This is a genomic window from Mucilaginibacter conchicola (assembly GCF_003432115.1).
Lineage (GTDB): Bacteria > Bacteroidota > Bacteroidia > Sphingobacteriales > Sphingobacteriaceae > Mucilaginibacter > Mucilaginibacter conchicola.
Genome location: NZ_QWDC01000002.1, coordinates 1,071,365 through 1,089,261, shown reverse-complemented (window position 1 = coordinate 1,089,261; position 17,897 = coordinate 1,071,365). Strand labels below are relative to the sequence as shown.

General features: G+C 44.3%; 21 protein-coding genes. 11 read left to right on the top strand and 10 right to left on the bottom strand.

The features are described from left to right. Positions 1-103: 103 nt before the first annotated feature. Genes D0C36_RS14655 through D0C36_RS14645 form a run of 3 tightly spaced genes read right to left on the bottom strand, consistent with a single transcriptional unit; the run spans position 104 to position 3,720 of the window. Complete coding sequence (locus tag D0C36_RS14655; protein WP_117392360.1) at positions 104-1,567, bottom strand: hybrid sensor histidine kinase/response regulator; 1,464 nt, start codon at positions 1,565-1,567, stop codon at positions 104-106. 43 nt (positions 1,568-1,610) lie between these two features. Continuing rightward, on the bottom strand, positions 1,611-2,048 hold the full coding sequence (locus D0C36_RS14650; RefSeq protein ID WP_117392359.1) for a response regulator: 438 nt from the start codon (positions 2,046-2,048) through the stop codon (positions 1,611-1,613). Between the two features lie 22 nt (positions 2,049-2,070). Then, positions 2,071-3,720, bottom strand: coding sequence for a PAS domain-containing sensor histidine kinase (locus D0C36_RS14645; RefSeq protein ID WP_117392358.1), 1,650 nt, complete (start codon positions 3,718-3,720; stop codon positions 2,071-2,073). A gap of 250 nt (positions 3,721-3,970) precedes the next feature. Between D0C36_RS14645 and D0C36_RS14640 the strand changes: the two genes are divergently transcribed. Next, positions 3,971-4,276, top strand: a complete 306-nt coding sequence (locus tag D0C36_RS14640) for an EamA family transporter (RefSeq protein ID WP_147321996.1) — start codon at positions 3,971-3,973, stop codon at positions 4,274-4,276. Here D0C36_RS14640 and D0C36_RS14635 read toward each other — a convergent pair. After that, positions 4,273-4,845, bottom strand: coding sequence for a DUF6438 domain-containing protein (locus tag D0C36_RS14635; RefSeq protein WP_117392356.1), 573 nt, complete (start codon positions 4,843-4,845; stop codon positions 4,273-4,275). The two genes, D0C36_RS14640 and D0C36_RS14635, sit on opposite strands and share 4 nt — an antisense overlap. Before the next feature lie 148 nt (positions 4,846-4,993). Between D0C36_RS14635 and D0C36_RS14630 the strand changes: the two genes are divergently transcribed. Next, positions 4,994-5,830: an SDR family NAD(P)-dependent oxidoreductase gene (locus tag D0C36_RS14630; RefSeq protein ID WP_117392355.1), complete on the top strand. Its 837-nt coding sequence runs from the start codon at positions 4,994-4,996 to the stop codon at positions 5,828-5,830. Positions 5,831-5,892: 62 nt separating this feature from the next. Then, positions 5,893-6,813: a helix-turn-helix domain-containing protein gene (locus D0C36_RS14625; RefSeq protein ID WP_117392767.1), complete on the top strand. Its 921-nt coding sequence runs from the start codon at positions 5,893-5,895 to the stop codon at positions 6,811-6,813. Here the strand turns inward: D0C36_RS14625 and D0C36_RS14620 are convergent. Beyond that, complete coding sequence (locus tag D0C36_RS14620) at positions 6,810-7,511, bottom strand: hypothetical protein (RefSeq protein ID WP_117392354.1); 702 nt, start codon at positions 7,509-7,511, stop codon at positions 6,810-6,812. The two genes, D0C36_RS14625 and D0C36_RS14620, sit on opposite strands and share 4 nt — an antisense overlap. A gap of 38 nt (positions 7,512-7,549) precedes the next feature. Next, a complete protein-coding gene (locus tag D0C36_RS14615; RefSeq protein WP_117392353.1) occupies positions 7,550-8,041 on the bottom strand; it encodes a GyrI-like domain-containing protein in 492 nt (163 codons plus the stop codon). Positions 8,042-8,176: 135 nt separating this feature from the next. Between D0C36_RS14615 and D0C36_RS14610 the strand changes: the two genes are divergently transcribed. Continuing rightward, a complete protein-coding gene (locus D0C36_RS14610; protein ID WP_117392352.1) occupies positions 8,177-10,621 on the top strand; it encodes a TonB-dependent receptor in 2,445 nt (814 codons plus the stop codon). A 131-nt stretch (positions 10,622-10,752) separates the two neighbouring features. Further along, complete coding sequence (gene rlmF, locus D0C36_RS14605; RefSeq protein ID WP_233524489.1) at positions 10,753-11,670, top strand: 23S rRNA (adenine(1618)-N(6))-methyltransferase RlmF; 918 nt, start codon at positions 10,753-10,755, stop codon at positions 11,668-11,670. Between the two features lie 131 nt (positions 11,671-11,801). Here rlmF and D0C36_RS14600 read toward each other — a convergent pair whose 3' ends face one another. Beyond that, entirely contained in the window at positions 11,802-12,308 is a 507-nt protein-coding gene (locus tag D0C36_RS14600; RefSeq protein ID WP_117392350.1) for a DinB family protein, read from the bottom strand. 142 nt (positions 12,309-12,450) lie between these two features. On the opposite strand from D0C36_RS14600, the gene D0C36_RS24685 reads away from it, so the two are divergent. Beyond that, positions 12,451-12,609 carry a hypothetical protein gene (locus D0C36_RS24685; protein ID WP_199502026.1) on the top strand — a complete coding sequence of 53 codons (159 nt, stop codon included), beginning with the start codon at positions 12,451-12,453 and terminating at the stop codon, positions 12,607-12,609. 60 nt (positions 12,610-12,669) lie between these two features. On the opposite strand, the gene D0C36_RS14590 is transcribed toward D0C36_RS24685, so the two are convergent. After that, positions 12,670-13,650: a GlxA family transcriptional regulator gene (locus tag D0C36_RS14590; protein ID WP_117392766.1), complete on the bottom strand. Its 981-nt coding sequence runs from the start codon at positions 13,648-13,650 to the stop codon at positions 12,670-12,672. Between the two features lie 118 nt (positions 13,651-13,768). Here D0C36_RS14590 and D0C36_RS14585 point away from each other — a divergent pair, with 118 nt between their 5' ends. The 5 genes from D0C36_RS14585 (at position 13,769) to D0C36_RS14565 (ending at position 16,500) form a co-directional block, all read left to right on the top strand. Next, the gene (locus D0C36_RS14585; protein WP_199502025.1) at positions 13,769-13,984 is read left to right on the top strand and encodes a hypothetical protein; all 216 of its coding nucleotides are present in this window, start codon (positions 13,769-13,771) and stop codon (positions 13,982-13,984) included. A gap of 27 nt (positions 13,985-14,011) precedes the next feature. Further along, on the top strand, positions 14,012-14,419 hold the full coding sequence (locus tag D0C36_RS14580) for a VOC family protein (protein WP_117392348.1): 408 nt from the start codon (positions 14,012-14,014) through the stop codon (positions 14,417-14,419). Between the two features lie 18 nt (positions 14,420-14,437). After that, positions 14,438-14,818: a DoxX family protein gene (locus D0C36_RS14575; RefSeq protein ID WP_117392347.1), complete on the top strand. Its 381-nt coding sequence runs from the start codon at positions 14,438-14,440 to the stop codon at positions 14,816-14,818. Positions 14,819-14,823: 5 nt separating this feature from the next. Beyond that, positions 14,824-15,363, top strand: coding sequence for an SRPBCC family protein (locus D0C36_RS14570; RefSeq protein WP_117392346.1), 540 nt, complete (start codon positions 14,824-14,826; stop codon positions 15,361-15,363). A gap of 261 nt (positions 15,364-15,624) precedes the next feature. After that, the gene (locus D0C36_RS14565) at positions 15,625-16,500 is read left to right on the top strand and encodes a DMT family transporter (protein ID WP_117392345.1); all 876 of its coding nucleotides are present in this window, start codon (positions 15,625-15,627) and stop codon (positions 16,498-16,500) included. Between the two features lie 44 nt (positions 16,501-16,544). Here D0C36_RS14565 and D0C36_RS14560 read toward each other — a convergent pair whose 3' ends face one another. Together D0C36_RS14560 and D0C36_RS14555 are read right to left on the bottom strand one after the other, a co-directional pair. Beyond that, complete coding sequence (locus D0C36_RS14560; RefSeq protein WP_117392344.1) at positions 16,545-16,832, bottom strand: hypothetical protein; 288 nt, start codon at positions 16,830-16,832, stop codon at positions 16,545-16,547. Between the two features lie 89 nt (positions 16,833-16,921). After that, the gene (locus D0C36_RS14555) at positions 16,922-17,797 is read right to left on the bottom strand and encodes an alpha/beta fold hydrolase (RefSeq protein ID WP_199502024.1); all 876 of its coding nucleotides are present in this window, start codon (positions 17,795-17,797) and stop codon (positions 16,922-16,924) included. Positions 17,798-17,897 lie beyond the last annotated feature (100 nt).

Below are 17,897 nucleotides of genomic sequence, written 5' to 3'. Positions count from 1 at the left end.
TTTAGCTATATTAAAGCATTAACCACATCGATTGGGCGTTGCGTTACATCCTCATTTCGCCTACAAACCACCCCAAGCCTGTAAGGTAAGCCACATGTGCTTCTTACATCTTCTTCAAAGCAAAAAAGAAAGTAGTGCCCTCGCCCAGGTCGCTTTCTACCCAGATGCGGCCGCTGTGGCGTTCAAGTATCCGTTTTACAATGGTGAGGCCCATGCCTACGCCCTCGTACTGGCTGCTGCTGTTGTGCAGGCGGCTAAATATCTCGAAGATCTTTTTGTGGTTCTCCTTGGCTATACCTATACCGTTATCGCTCACGGCAAATACCAGTTCATTTCCCTGCTCAAAACTGCGCACAGTAAGCTCCGGTGTCTTATCGCCGCGGTATTTGATTCCGTTACCCATCAGGTTCTGAAACAATTGTACCATGGCCACGTAGTTGGCATCAATCTCGGGCATAGCCTGGATGCCAATAACAGCACCGCACTCGTTCACTTTTACCTGCAGGTTTTGCAGGGCTTCTTCTGCAGCTTTGGTCATGTCTACCTTCACAAATGCATCAGCTTGCGAATCCATTACCGTGTACTGGTATATTCCCTCAATGGTGTTGGTCATGTTGTGCGATACACCGGTAAGCAGGTCCATAGTATCCTTCAGTTCAGGCGCCAGGTCATCACCCAAAATTTGCAGCGTATTAATGAGCAATACTGCCGATGCAATAGGCGACCGCAGATCATGCGCTATGATGTGTGCAAAGCGCTCGAGGTCTTGGTTCTTCAAACGGAGCATCTCCAGCAGGCCGCTGTTGTAATTCTCCAGCTTTTTGTAGTTCAGTACCGATTTTACAATGCTTGGCAATATCAGCATGTGTTCGCCTGCATTCTTATCTTTTATCAGGTAATCAGCTGCGCCTGATTTCATCAGCTCTACAGCTGTCTTCTCTGATCCCTGTCCCGTGGCTATCACAATAGGGATGTCAACCTCTGCAGCAATAGCTATAGAGTCAAACGCAGTACCATCGGGTAGGTTAAAGTCTGATACAATAATATCGTAATTCTTGCGGCTTACCTGAGCCCGCAGATCAGCAATGGTAGATACTACATCGCACTCGTATTGTGGGTTCAGTTTAATAAACTTACGTTTAATAAATGCAATATCTATCTCTTCATCCTCTAAAAACAAGATCTTGCTTTGGCCGGTAACCGCCAACTGCTCGTTAATAAATTGGTTAATAAGTTTAGGCAATTGTTGCAGGTAAGTATTGCCGGCATCTTTAACCAGCTCTTTTACCACATGGTTCTTTACCGACGCCGAAGTTTCATCCTTCAACATCAGTAAGGGGATTTTAGTAAGCTCGAGGAACGGAGTAAGCTGCGAGTAAAAACCACGGTTTACGAGGTTCTCCTGCGCTATGATCACATCGCAGTTGTAAAGCTTTACAGATTTATCAAAATCGTCTTGCGTTTCGTAACTGCTTATTTGTGCTTGTTTAAATGCAGCGCTTAGCACATCAGTAAGGTGCACCAGGGTTTGTTTATCGGCAAGTAGGGCGATTCTCAAATTGTTCATCGCGTTGGGATCAGAGTATAGGGCAAGTAATAAAGCAGAGAATTTATTTTGGCGGTTGGTTAAGTATTAGCCAGTACATGCCTAATTGCTTAACGGCTTCAGCAAAGCCACCAAAATCAATAGGTTTTACAATGTAGCTGTTAACCCCAAGATCATAGGCTTTTTTAATATCCACATCCTCGTTTGATGAGGTCATGATAATAACCGGTGTGTTTTTTAATCCTTCCGATGATTTTATTTGTTCCAAAACCTCGAGGCCGTTAACGCGTGGTAATTTCAGATCCAGTAAGATCAATTTTGGTACAGCCTGCAGTACTTTCTCCGGGCCGGTGCCAAACAGGTAATCAAGGGCATGCTGGCCATCTTCAAGCCACTTGATGTCATTTATAAGGTTGTATTTTTTTAGTGCGCGTATGGTAAGGGTGGCGTCTTCTTCGCGGTCTTCTACCAAAAGTACTTCAGGATATTCTTTAATATTCATAGTGATGTTTGGGGGTTAAAGGTTATGCGTTTGGCAGGCTAAAGCTAAATGTTGCTCCTTCGCCCAATGTACCCTCGGCGCTAACCTGGCCGCCATGTCTTTCAATTACTTTTTTAACAATGCTGAGGCCTATACCGGTACCCTCAAACTCTTTATCGTTATGCAGGCGCGAGAATATTTTGAACAGCTTGCTCTTGTACTTCTCGTCAAAGCCCGCCCCGTTATCTTTCACAGAATACACCGTATTGTTATCGTTTGTTTCTGAGCTAACGATGATTTTAGTCTCCGGTGTATTGCGCGAGTATTTTAACGCATTTGAGATAAAATTGGTTACCACTTGTGTTATCATGGCCTGGTCGCCGTTTGATGGTGCAAGCTCGCCCAGTTCAAAACTTACTTTATGGCTTTTAGGTTCCTGGCGCATCAACTCATCAAACACATTTTGGAAGATGGACTTCATATCCAGGTGGGTATTGATCTTCTCGGCTCGGCTCAGTTTAGAGAACGACAGGATATCATCTATCAAATGGCCCATCCGCAGGGCATTGCTTACAATGGTATTCAGCGTTTTTTGCCCGTCATCATCAAGCTTATCAGAGTAATCCTCTAACATAATGTTGCTGAAGCCGGCAATAGCACGCAAGGGTGCACGCAAGTCATGACTAACCGAATAGGAGAATGCTTCCAGTTCTTCATTAGCATGTACCAGTGCAATGGTGCGTTCGGTAACCAGTTGTTCCAGGTGATTTTTATACTCCAATAGTTCGGCACGTATACGCCTGTTCTCAATAGCCAGGTTGGCAAAACGTGCACCGTAGGCTATACGCTGCAGGTCGGCATCCTGTGGTGTACGCGGCTCGTGGTGGTAAATGGCAAAGGTGCCAACCATATCGCCGGTACCAGATATAATAGGCTGCGACCAGCACGATTGCACTCCGGCTTTAAAGGCCAGCTCTTTAAATGGTGCCCAGTATGGGTGCGTGCCGATATCATCAACAATGACCAGTTTTTTTGAGAACGCCGCAGTGCCACATGAGCCTATGCCGTCGCCTACAGATATGCCATCTATTGCCTCGTTATAAAAATCGGGCATGCTTGGTGCTGCACCGGTACCCAATGTATTGGTTTCTTTATCATAAAGCAGGATGGTACAGATAGATGTTGGGTCTTCTTCCTCGATTGATCTTACGACAGAATGCAATACCGTAAAAAGATCAGCATCACCCGCCAGTTGCTCCAGTACCCTTGCGCGGTTACGCTCTCTTGCACGCAGCAGGTTACGCTCGCTTACATCTTTAATGGTACACTCGTAAAATGCCTCGCCGTTTTTATCAAAGCCGCGGTAGTGGATCTCTACGGCAAAACTGCTTCCGTCTTTTTTACGAAAATCGCGTTGCAGGATAAGTGAGTTTGATTTAAGAAAATTTGCCCAGTCTTTTTGAGATGATATGGTTTCCAGGCCGGCTTCAAGATCGGCAATATTCATCTGGAGCAGCTCGGCTTTGGTATAGCCTAAAACGCGGCAAGCCTCGTGGTTGGCGTCAATTAAATTTCCGCTGTCGTCATGTATCAGGATACTATCAGAGTTGCCTTCAAAATAGGCTGCGTATTGTTCCTGACCCTGCTGTAGCTGAACAGCAGAAACGGGGGAGTTGCTGTCACTTGTTCTCATATAGCTATGTAAACTTTAACTATGCCGAAATTAACGCATTCGGGTTTCTATACAAAGCACTTGTTATTCCTTATAGGAATATGATATTGCGATGCTTACCTAACTTATATATTTGAAACCTAACACCAAACCCGACCATTGGACATTACTAAAAATACACCTGCAGATCCTTTTGCCATGCTTTGGTCAAACAATGTAGCGGTGACAGGTGCACACTGTTCCGCTCAAATACCTGGTACTAGGTGGATTGATGGCTATCCTTGTCTTCTGGAACGTACGCATTTTTGAAAGCCTTAGCTGGCGATTAGAGTTATGCTTTGGTTTATTCGTGGGATTGTTCGGCACTATTTTGCCGCCGCTGTTATTTAGTAAAGGTTTCCCTTCATTGGGTTTGGGCAGGGGTAGCATCTTGGCTGCTATAGAGATTCCGGTGTCTATCGGCACGGCATTTCCTTTTCTTAGAGAGCAGATCCCGTTTACACAGGTGCTGGGGTGCTTGTGTATTATTGCCGGTATTGTTTTTCATAATGTTCGGTTTAGGAAAACGGCAATTTAATCGGTTTTATCCGGCGGTAAAAACTGTACGTGGTCTGTTGCCGGCATAGGCGCGAGGCCTTCAACTTTCAGCTCGAACTTAAGTGAGCCTTTAACAGGTTTTGGTTTTACCGTTTTATAGCTTTTAATGATGGAGTAAAATGCATCAGACACGCTATCGGGCAAACTCGCCGATTGCGCCACAATATGTTTTGTTTTATTGCTGCAGTGTATTAAGATCTCGAGGCTTTGGTCATCTACCGAATGCTGATAAGAACTATCGAGAATTTTGTAGTTGATATTCTCTAACATAACGTTGAGACTGTCCCAGTAGCTCCGGCTTATTTTGGATGTGAAGTATCCACGCAATTTTTCCTTTTCTACAACGCCATCCGGTAACGCGAAAGAGGTTTCCCCGCCGAAGTAGTTATAGTTAAGGTCCTTGTCAATACTTACAATGGTTAACTGGCAAGGGCCAAAACAGCTACCGGTGGCTATCTCTATTTTAGTGATCTCGTTATTTCTTTGCTTCGAATCGTGGCAAGACCAAAGCAAAACTATCGGGACTAATAACATTAGGTAATGTTTCATGACAAAGCCTGGTTCTGATAAAGATGCAAAATAAGATTATTTAACCACTATCTGCCCCTTCCTCATTTTGCCTACAAACTCCCGCAATTTGGCTACACACACCACCATCCCTCTGCCGACCTTTGGCTTATCATAAAAACGATACAGAATGAAAGATCAACAGAAAAATAAAGTGTGGTTTATTACCGGTGCATCGCGCGGGTTTGGGCGTGTATGGGCCGAGGCAGCCTTAAAACGTGGCGACAACGTTGCCGCCACCGCCCGTAAAGGCGAAAGCATTGCCGATTTGAAAGACCAATACGGCGACAACGTACTTATTCTTACCATGGACGTAACCAATACCGAACAGGTGAACGCCGCCGTTAAACAAGCCTATGAACATTTTGGCCGTTTGGATGTGGTGCTTAATAATGCCGGTTACTCGTTGGTTGGCACAATTGAAGAAGCAGCCGCCGATGACGTGCGCGCCTTATACGAAACCAATATTTTTGGCACCTTATCCGTTATAAAAGCAGCGCTTCCGTTGCTGAGGGAACAGGGATACGGGCATATCGTTGGTGTATCAAGCGGGTTGGGCCACATTGCCATGCCGGTAATCGGTTACTATTGCTCATCAAAATGGGCGTTTGAGGCCATACATGAAAGCCTTGCTGCCGAGGTAAAAGCCTTTGGTATAAAGGTGAGCATTATTGAGCCGGGCGCTTACGCTACTGAGTTCGGCAGCCAGGAATCATTAAAGTTTGCTGTCGGCATCGATGAGTACACCGGTTTTAAAGCCAAATTTGTTGAGGGCCTGCAAGGGATAAAACGCGGCGACCCGCAGGCTACACCTGATGCCGTTATGGCTTTGGTTGATGCCGAAAACCCACCGTTGCGATTGAATCTTGGCAATCAGAACCTGTCGCAGGTACGCGCTGCCTATGAAAGCCGCCTGGCCGAGTGGGAAACCTGGGCTGATATTGCTAACGCCGCACAAGGCAATTAATAAATATAGAGAATACACGGCAATGAAAATTGCCGTGTATTATTACGTAAATTGTGATGGATATGAAAAAGCAGGATAATCCGCATACGTTTAGTTCGCTTACCGAAGCACACCGGGCTTTTGGCTTGCCACAGCCGCAACACCCGCTCATTAGTTTGATTGGCAGTGCTACGGTTGAGGATTTTGCAGGACACGCGCCGGGCGCGCATGTGCTTAGCTTTTATAAAATATCATACCGACCGCAGCTGAGCGGCAAAGTGCGTTACGGGCAGGATTATTACGATTTTGATGAAGGCGGACTTCTGTTTGCTGCACCCGGCCAGCTTATTGGCAACAACGAGCCCGAGGCAGAGAGCCAGTGCTCGCTCTACACCCTTCTTATCCACCCCGATTTTTTGTGGGGGCATCCGCTGGCTAAGAAGATCAAACAATACGGTTTCTTTTCTTACTCAGCTAACGAGACACTGCACCTGTCTGAAAAAGAGAAAGAAGTGATCATCGGCATATTCGCCAACATTAAGGATGAGCTGGAAAGCAGGCTGGATGATTTTAGCCAGGATGTGATCATCTCGCAGATAGAGTTGTTACTTACCTATGCCAACCGTTTCTACAAGCGACAGTTCATCACCCGTAAAGCCATCAGCAATAACCTGCTGCAACAACTGGAAGAGATATTGGATGAATATTTTAATAACGAAAAGGCGCTGAGCGAAGGCCTGCCTACCGTTCACTTTCTGGCAGATGAGTTAAGCCTTTCGCCAAGTTACCTGAGCGATATGCTGCGATCATTAACCGGACAAAATGCTCAGCAACACATCCACAATAAATTGATAGAAAAAGCAAAGGAGAAGCTCAGTACTACAAACCTTTCGGTAAGTGAGGTAGCTTACGCCCTGGGGTTTGAGCATCCGCAATCGTTCAGCAAGTTGTTCAAGACCAAAACCAGTTTATCACCGGTAGCGTTTCGGCAAGCGTTTAATTAGTGTGTATGCACCGCAAACCCCGCCCGGCTATCGGTAACCGGCGACATCCATTTTATTTTACTGCGCTTAACCGCTCCGTTTAACTTATTTGCAGGGATAACTTTCTTATCATCAATAAGTACATTATCGTCTGCCGACGTTAATTTTATCCAACCGGTGTTGTTTACAAGGTATGGTGTATCATCAACCATTACAAAAATATGCTGGTTACCTCTTTTTGCATGCGCCAGTTGGTTGTCAAACCCGCGGCGCTCTTTCAACGATGAAAAGCCATTTAAAACATCCGCATACTCTATGCTGCCTTTGGGGCCAACAGCATTTAATGAGGAGAACGACTCAATTTTTGAGCCTTTTTGCTGCAGGCCAAAATACATAATACTTTTAGCCCCATCGTTCATATTACCCCAATGCTCATTCTGAGTTGATGACCGGTAACCGGTTTTTACAACACGAAGTTTAAAAAAGATCTCGCCGGGCCTATCGTAATGGATGGCTACTTTATAATAACCGTCTGAATTGGTGCTGCCCAATAACTTATGTGTAGCATCATCATAGATCTCGGCAGACACAACAGGGGATAGTGTTTGACTATCAACTACTAAGCCTGCAATGTTGATGATGCGTGCAGCGGCCTGCAAGCTAAAGGTGGTGGCAATTAAAATAGCCGATAAAATTAAGGATAAGGTTTTGCGGTTCATTAGCATCAATTGTAATATGGCCGCAAATTTACTTATTTCTATTGTTTTGGCTTCACAGGGATCCAAATTTCCTCTTCCGATTCGGGGTCGTTGTTCTTGTACTTTGTACCCAGCACCTCAAAATGTGGCCTGTCATCTATTTCATAATCCGATTGCGGTAGCCACTCGCCCAGGATGTAACGGAACGTTGGCCCAAAATCAATGGCACGGCCCTTGTAATCAAACACTGCATACAGGCCGCCGGGTAATTCAAAAATTTCCATACCATCGGGCACTTCGCTGATCTCGTAAACCTCGGCCAACGCCCATTTTTGGAAAGTTGCTGTAGGGTCAAAGTTCTCTAATTGTGGCAGAGCATTGTAAACCTGCAGGCATATCAGATCATTATTTAAGCGAAATTTAATGTTGCCCTTGTAAGGCATAAAGCCCTGCCAAAGCTGTTGCGTTTTGTTATCGGCAAAACTCATCACCACTTTTTTACCTATTAACTTTTTAGAGCCGATCTCTTGAATGCGTGATTTTAGATTCATGATAATGCAAGGTACGTGATAATAAAGCATGGCTGTACTGCCTGATGCTGCTTTAGTTAGCTTTTTAGATTGATTATAAATAAGTTGTTTAGAACTATTCTAAACAGTACATTTGCCGCATCATCAATCCCTTGTATGAAAAAGAAAGTTTTACATATCATCACAGTATGTATCCTTTTAAGCACTGCGGCATTTGCCCAAACCGGCTTAATAAGAGGTACCGTAAAAACAGTTGACGGCCAGCCGGCCGAGTCAGTAACCATAGCGTTAAAAGGTACGGGCAAAGGTGCCAACACTGCACAAAACGGGGCTTTCCAGATAAGGAATGTTGAACCGGGCAATTATACGGTGGTTGCATCTTTTGTGGGTTTAACTACAAAAAGCCAGGCTATCAGTATCAAAGCCAACCAGATAGTAACCATCAACTTTGTGCTTGAGGAAAACTCGGCTAAACTGAGCGAGGTGGTTATATCGGCCAATAAGTCAAGAAACAAGCTTACTTCATCAGTAGCTAAAATGCCGCTGAAAAACCTGGAGAATCCGCAGGTTTACAACAGTGTATCATCAGAGATCATCAAACAACAAGCCATCACTTCTTTTGATGATGTGATCCGTAACGTGCCGGGCTTGAGCCAAACATGGCAATCAACCGGCCGCGCAGGCGATGGTGCTTCATACTTTGCGCTTCGCGGATTTGAGGCGCAAACCACATTGGTGAACGGCTTACCCGGCCTAACCGGCGGCAACTTTGACCTTGCCGATGTTGAGGAAGTACAGGTAATGAAAGGCCCATCGGCAACTTTGTTTGGAGCAAGTTTTGTTGGTTATGGCGGTATCATCAATACCATTACCAAAAAACCTTACTACAACTTTGGCGGCGAGGTAGCTTATAACGTTGGTAGCTTTGGTTTAAACCGGGTAACGGTTGATGTGAACTCGCCATTGAGCAAAACCGAGAAAATGGCACTGCGTGTTAATGCCGCTTATCATACCGAGAACAGTTTCCAGAATGCCGGTTTCAAAAAGTCGTTCTTTGTAGCCCCTGCATTTACCTGGGAAGTGAATAATCGTTTAAAGATAGATGTGCTGGCCGAGATAATGAACGAGAGACGTGCCGTAGCACCGGTGTTTTTCCAGTCGGACAGGGCAACGCCGTTAATTGCAGCGAACGTAAAGGATCTTGGTCTTAACTACAACGAGTCGTTTATGAACAACGACCTGCCGATAAAGAACCCGCGCAACAATATACAGGCACAGGTAAACTATAAACTAAGTGACGAGTGGAACTCACAAACGGTATTGGCCTACAGCACGGCAAAATCAGACGGGTACTACTCTTACATTTATGATGATGGCATAAGAGATAACTTTTTTGCACAGTATTTCCATATCGAGAATAACCTTACTAAAACCTTTAACATCCAGCAAAACTTCAATGGCGATTTTAAACTCTTCGGCTTGCGTAACCGCTTGTTGGTTGGTTTAGATTTCCTGAGCCGTACGGTTACTGATAAAGGATCGGGCTGGGCTACGGCAAGGTACGTAACACCACAAAATGCAAATGTTGCTTTTGATTACACCGATGCAGATAACGATATCCATTTCCCTGCCACGCCAAACTCGCAGTTAACGCGGGGCTTTATCAACAACCTGCTGCCTGCTGATGGTTACGGAAACTCAAGTTCTGTTAATCGCACTTACGGTGCGTACGCTTCAAATGTTTTGAACATCACCAATAAACTATCTGCCATGTTAAGCTTAAGGGTAGATCGTTTTGAGGCACCAAACGAAACAGAAGCCGATCCGAACGGGTTCGGGCAAACAGCCTTTTCGCATAAATTAGGTTTAGTTTACCAGCCGGTGTTAGATAAGGTATCCATTTTTGGTAACTACATGAATTCGTTCAACAACGTTAATCCATCGCTTATATACGATGCCGACGGGCAGTCTACCAACCAGTACAAGGCCTTTAAGCCGGAGCACGCCAACCAATGGGAAGTAGGTGTAAAAACCAATTTGTTTGATGATAAGTTATCGGCCACCATATCATACTATGATATTAAGGTAACAGATCGCGTATATACCGATCCTAATAACCAGAACAACTCGATACAGGGTGGCCGTGTTAAAAGCAAAGGTTTTGAGATTGCCATTAACGCAAATCCAACGCAAGGTTTAAACCTTATTGCAGGCTATAGCCACAACTCAACAAAAGTATTGGCCGGTGCTACAACCGATTTTTACAACGAACCGGGCCGCACGCCGGGCGGCCAGGGCCCTGCAAATCAGGCAAACTTTTGGGCTACCTATAAATTCCCCGCAGGTGCACTTAAAAACTTTGGTATAGGCGCAGGTGCAAACTACGCCGGCGAGTACAAAGTGATAGATAACAGCGTTACCGGTGTATTTGCATTGCCAAGTTACACGCTGGTGAACGGAACGGTATTTTTTAACTCGAACCATTACCGCGTAAACTTTAATTTGAATAACATTTTAGATAAGCAATACTACATTGGTTACTGGTCAATAAATCCGCAAAAGCAGCGCAACTTTGTTGCTACGGTTGCGTATAAGTTTTAGTATATAATATAAGTTAGTATTTAAACGATAGGTTGATTGATTAAAAGTCCCGGCGCAAGCACGGGACTTTTTTGCTATACAGCCTTTAACCGTTTTAAATAGCTTACTTTTGCAATTGATCAATTTACAGAATGACGATGGCCGATAAGCAAACGCAAAACACCGGAGAGAAAACCAGCCTGCACCCACGCAATCCGCATAGGGAGCGGTACGATTTTGCTCAGCTTACCAAGGCTTTGCCAAAGCTATCGGCATTTATGTTTACCAATGAGCACGGTATTAAAACCATCGACTTTACCGACGCTGAGGCTGTGAAGATGCTTAACAAGGCCATTTTGAAACAGCAATACGGCATTGCCTCGTGGGATATTCCGCAAGGGTTTCTGTGCCCGCCTATTCCGGGGCGTGCTGATTATATCCATTACATAGCCGATATTTTGGCAGAAGGTAATGGCGGTGAAGTACCAACCGGCAACCAGGTAAAAGTGCTGGATATTGGGGTTGGTGCAAACTGCATTTATCCGCTTGTTGGGCATAAAACCTACGGCTGGCAATTTGTGGGTAGCGAGGTAGATTATATTGCTGCAGGCTCGGCAAAAAAGATAGTAGAGGATAACAAGCTTACCGATGCGATAGAAATTCGCACGCAAAGCTCTTATGCCCACATCTTTCAGGGCATTATTAAACCCGGCGAAAAGTTTGATATTACCATGTGTAACCCGCCGTTTCATGCATCGGCAAAAGAGGTAAATGCCAACTCGCAGCGCAAGTGGCAAAACCTAAAACAAGATAAAGGTACCGACCTTAACTTCGGCGGCCGCAACACTGAGCTTTGGTGCGAAGGTGGCGAACCCCGTTTTCTTAATAAAATGATGAGCGAGAGCAAGCAGTTTGCCCATGCCAGCAAATGGTTCTCGTCACTCATCTCTAAAAAAACAACCCTGCCCGGCTGCTTTAACTCGCTCGATTATTTAGGTGCCCGCGATGTAAAAACCATCGATATGGCACAGGGGCAAAAAAGTAGCAGGATTTTAGTTTGGCGTTTTTAGTGAAAGATAAACAAACTGTCATTTCGAACGAGCGACAGCGACGTGGCAATCCCCGATATGCAGAGCCGCTCTGTAAGTTGGGGATTGCCACGCTACGCTCGCAATGACGCGCGGAGAAAAAGATTGGCCAATTACCTATCCCAAAACGGATTTGGCTCAATACCCAGTGCACGCAGGTAAACATAGCCCTGGCCGCGGTGGTGTATCTCGTTATCGATAAAGTAAAGGATGGTGTTGATCACGCTGTTCTCGTACATGCCGAAAGCTTTTACCACATCATGGAAATGCTCTTCAGGGATCTGCGGCCATAGCTCTTCAATTTGTTCAGTAACATCGTCCCAGGCCTCAAGTAGGGCTTGCTTGGTGGCAAGGTGTACGCTTTGGTCAAAGTGGTCAAGCTCTGGTGTGGTGGTCCATTGGCCGGTAACAAAACCATTCATGCCGGCACTGGCAAGGCCTATCATTTCGCCGGCCAGTTCGCTGTAGGGGCGCATGCCACCTATCGAAAATTCAAACAAGTCTTTCTCCGGGAATTGCGCTAATATCTTACGGCTCAATGCGCGGTGGCTTTGCCAGTTTTTTAAAAGTTCTTCGTTGGTAATTAATGGTTTTGCTGTCGTTGTTGCTTCACTTGTCATGGCTATTAGTTTTTGTTGATGAAGCAAAGAAACTATGCGCGAATGACAACAGTATGTCAGCAGGATTTTTATATGTTGAAAAAGGTATATTATTTTTATGTTAAGCCCCGCATCGAGGCACGCAACTTGCTTAGTTAACTATATGCAAGTCAACTATTTCGTTATCGGTGTTGTTATATTATTGGGTTTGGCGCTGCTCATATTCCTTATCCTACGCAACCGCAAGGATGAGAAAGATTTTGAGAAAGACCAGCTGGACGATAATGACATCACCAACCCGCAAGATCCATCAAAGGATTAAGCAGGGCAGCTACTTACTTCATCATTCTTAAATCGAAATTCATTATTCGATATTACCTAATCAAGCAGCCGCGTCTTTGCTATACTTGTTTCGGTACTCTATCGGCGATAGCCCAGTTATTTTTTTAAATATCATCCTAAAGGCTTTAGTATCGGTATAGCCAACATTATACATCACCTCGTTCACATTCTCGCGCATGCTTTCCAGGCTTAGCTTGGCAGCTTCAATGCGTACGCGCTGCATGTATTCTACCACGGTGTTTGATGTAGCCTTTTTAAACCGGCGCTCCAGGTGGCGCCTGCTAATAGCAAACTGATCGGCCAAATGGTCAACCGTTATTTTATCGCGGTAGTTGGTCTCAATAAACTGCTGGGCCTTTTGTATCACATCGTCATCATGGTCCTTTTGCCCATGGAAAATGATGAATAACGACTGGCTGTGCCTGTCAATATCTATCTCAAATATCTTAGATGAATTAATGGCCATATCCCTGCCGGCAAATTTTTCAACCAGGTAAAGCAACAGGTTTAATGATGAGTACGCGCCACCGCTGGTATAAATGCCACCTTCGTCGGTAATGATCTTGTAGGGCATCAAGTTAACCTCGGGGAAACGTTTTCTGAAGTCGTCAGCCATTAGCCAGTGGGTGGTGCAATTACGCCCTTTTAATAATCCGGTAGAAGCCAGTATAAAGGCACCTATACAAAGCGATGCTATCTCAGCACCGGTTTTATATTGTTTAATAAGCCATGGTATCAGGTCGTCATTATCCTGCAACAACTTGTTCATATCACCATGTACGGCGGGGATAACAATAATGTCGGTTTTGGTAACCTCATTAATGGTAAGCTCCGGTTTAACAGTGAACAGTCCGTTGGTAACAGTGGTTTCCTTGTTTAAGCCCACAAGCTGCACCTTAAACAGCGGTGGCCTGCGCATGCGTTCTAAGGTTTGGTTAACCATTGTAAACATTTTGTAAGTAGCCTCAATGCTGCTTAAGCTGGTATCGCCTTGCGGTATAAGTACTGATACATGTTTCATAATACCAAAGTTAATGTACATTGCCGTCGCAATCAACCCCTTACATTGTCGTAATTACACCGTACTAAATCCTTAAAGCAGCCGCACCTTTGCATTGTACCGTTTAAAAGAGTTTTGTATGACCATGATAGAGGTATTTAAAACCAACGTGCAAAAGGCGGCGCAATCGCGCTTAATGATCAAGCTGCTCACCGCGCACTTCCCAACAAGTAAGGTGAATTTTGATCTGGATGATTGCGATAAAGTGTTAAGAGTTGAAGGAAAAGATCTTTGTGCACAACGTATCATTGAATTGCTTAAATTGAACGGACATTACTGCGAGATACTGGATTAATCAATTGTAAATTAAAAAATTAAGATCATGTCAAAAATTAGTGCTTACATCAATTTCCCAAACAACGCAACCGAAGCCATGACCTTTTATAAAGAGGTTTTTGGCGGAGAACTTAACCTGATGAAAATTAAAGATTCGCCGATGAAAGATAATTTCCCGGCCGAACTGCAGGACGCCATTCTGCATGCCGACCTTACCGGTGATAGTTTTACCATACAGGGAACAGACCTGCCTGATAATAATGTCAAAGAGTTTACAGGCGCGGTATCGTTAACTTTTGCTGTGGCTTCAAAAGCCGAAGTGCAGGAGAAGTTTGACCAGCTAAAAGAAGGCGGCAAAGTGATATACGAGGTAATGACTTTCTTCGCCGGTACAATGGGGCATGTGATAGATAAATTCGGCATCCGCTGGAACGTATTTACTGATGAACAATAACCATTGAACTTTATCACAATGAATACAAAGTCTATAAAAATTATCTATTGGATACTCACTACCTTATTTATTTTAGCTATGCTTGGCGACGCTTACGGCGGCATAACCAAACAACAGGCCGGGCAGGATGTATTGCGCCATTTAGGCTACCCGATGTACCTATTGGTGATATGCGGTATTTTTAAACTTTTTGGCGCTATTGCAATAGCGCAGAACAAGTGGCACATCATTAAAGAGTGGGCATTTGCGGGCTTCTTTATCAATTTTGCTGGAGCGGTTGCTTCTCGGGCTGCAATGGGTGATGCCTTTGGTGAACTGGTGCCGCCGTTTGTGATGCTGGCGATTATGTTTATCTTGTATTACTTTTGGAAACAATACAATAAAACTAAAACCGCCTAAAACTTATGGACACCTTATACACCATCATCGGCATTTTTGCAGGTATAATTGTTGTAGTAGTAATATTGGCTATCATTGCGCCAAAAGGCTACAATATCCAGCTAAGCATTATCATCAACAAGCCAAGGCAAGTGGTTTTTGATTATGTGAAATTTTTGCGCAACCAGGATAACTACAGCAAATGGGTAATGATGGATCCCAACAAACGCATGACCTATACAGGCACCGATGGAACAGTTGGTTTTAACGCCGCCTGGGATAGTGATATGAAGCAGGTGGGAAAAGGCAACCAAACTATTGAAGAACTGGTAGATGGCGAACGCATAGATATCCGCCTGGTTTTTGAAAAGCCGATGTCGGGTGTGGGCGATGCCTATATTGCCACACAGTCTGTAACGGAAGAAAGCACTTCTGTTAAGTGGGCCATGGCAAGCAAAATGCCTTTCCCGATGAATGCTATGCTGCTATTCATTAACATGGATAAAATGCTTGGAAAAGATATGGAAGAGAGCCTTGCCAATCTTAAGCAAGTGTTAGAGAAATAGTTTTTATCTATAAATTTTTAAATGCCCTGTTAATAATCTTTAACGGGGTATTTTTTTTATAATTAATACCTTTTTTATTTTTGGTTATAAAACTTTTATGATCAGGGAAATAATGTAGCTTTACCAGCACTATGCTTAACATGAGTTGCCTTCCGCCTCCATCCTCATTTTTTATAGTTTAATACCTATAAATTAATTGTGGTTTAATGCTCCGTTTTCTGCGGATGCAATGCCTATTTCTTAATTTTTACTACTTAAAAAATGAAACAAGCATATCTTAAATTACATATTGCCCTTGTTTTGGCGGGCTTCACCGGCATATTTGGCAAACTTATTACACTCAATGCAGCGCTTATTAGTTGGTACAGGTTATTCTTCTCAGCAATCATTATGTTGCTCTTTTTTGCCTTCAAAGGCAAACTTCCGGCAACCACAACGGCCTCAAAATTAAAGATCAGTTTTACCGGGCTGTTGCTGGGCATCCATTGGATACTGTTTTACGGCAGTATTAAATATTCAAATGTATCTGTTGGTGTAGTGTGTTTTGCGCTCAGCAGTTTCTTTAATGCCATTCTTGGCCCGGTGATCAACAAGCGGAAACTTTCTATCCAGGAATTACTATTGAGCAGCCTTACATTATTAGGTATTGGGTTGATATTTGGGATGGATGCAGGTTATCGTACAGGTATCATCTTAGGCGTGTTCTCATCTATATGCTCGGCGCTTTACACGCTGTACAGCGAGCGCATTGTTAAGGATTATGACAGCCCAACCTTTATGCTTTGGCAAATGAGCGGTGGCTTTGCAGGGTTAACCCTTTTAATGCCATTGGTGCTTTGGATAACGCCGGTTAAATCGCTCATACCATCAACGCCTGATCTTCTATGGTTGGTTGTTTTAGCTGCTTTCTGCACCGTGTTGCTTTATTTTCTCATCAACGCATCGTTAAAGCAAATCTCGTCGTTTACTGTGAGCCTTACCTTTAACCTCGAGCCGCTTTATACCATATTACTTGCGGTGGCCATTTTTAAAGAAGGCCGCGAGTTTACGGCAGGCTTTTACTGCGGCTTGGTATTGATCATCAGTTCGCTCATTTTCCAGATGTACAGGGTGCGGCGTTTAGCTATCACTACCTAATAGCCCTAAAGCCCGGCAGCATTATGCAACGGGGCTTCTATTTGCTACAGAAACTCTTGTACAAGTTGCTCCCACTCTTCATCCAAAGAAACATCGGGACGGGTTTGGCGGGCTCGACTGTACCAATAGTCGGCATTCCATATATCGCCCTCCTTACGGTGCAAATAAGCATGCACCCATGCCGATGCTTTGTCGCTCAGTTGGTCAACCTCGGCATGTGCCTTCTGCCAGTCTCCTTTGCCATCATACCAAAGGCTTTTAAGTTGTACAGATAGGCCGCTTTGGGGTTCCGGTAAACTCAATGATGCTTTAAACTCAGTCAGCGTTTCCATAGGTTTTTTTTAGCAAAAATACGTGTTTAGAATACAAAAAGCCGCTTTACGGTTAAAGCGGCTTTTTGTAATTTATGATAGTGTTAAGGTTATTTCAAAAAGCTGTTCATGTATGCCAGGATAACAGCACTTTGCATCATGAGGCCAACATGGCTTTGTGCCGGCACAATAGCCAATTGCGATTTGGGCATAGCCTGCATATCTGCAGAAACGCCACCGCCTAATAGTTTATAAGTTTTGCCCAGTTCAACTTTATCTAAACCATCATTATCCCCGGCAATGATCAGCACAGGTGCTTTTATCTTTGCAATATTGGCGTCGCCCATATCGAATGGTTCGCCTGCAAAAACAATCATCTGGGCAATAAATTTGCTCCATTTTGTTTTGTCGGGCGCTACAGCATCATAGGCCGTTTTCATCGGGCTGTTATCAAAAAGCTCGGGCTTAAAAGATTTAAAGGCATCAGCTATTTCAGGTATCCAACCGGTACTTTTATAAGTAGACGAGATGATCACCATTTTATTTATACGTTTAGGATAAAGTATAGCGAACTGGTACGCTACTGAGCCACCCATACTATAGCCGGCAACATCGGCGCTATCTACTTTCAGATAGTCCATCACTCCGGCCACATCCATTGCAAGGTTCAGGTTAGTGAGCTTCCTATCTGAGAAAGGCGTATGCCCGTGGCCCTGCATCTCGATAGCAATCACTTTCCTGGTCTTAGCCAACTCAGGGATGATCTGGTTCCAGTTACCCTCAATGGTCATGAAGGCCCCGTGCAGCAATATGATAGGTTTTCCCTGGCCATAAACCTCGTAATAAACTTTAATGCCATTAGTTGGAGCCAAGCCCTTGTCCGATGGCTTAAGTTGTTGTGCCTTTAGTTGCGCTGCTGCAAACAGCAACACCGCCATCGCAAATAAGAGCTTGAGTCTATTTGATCTTGTAGATTGCTTTTTCATGATACAGGTTTTATTTGTTTGATTGATTGAACAATACAAATATCAGCTGCATTTGATGAATCTACGCTGTGCGAAAGTGACAAATAAAGGGTGGAATGCG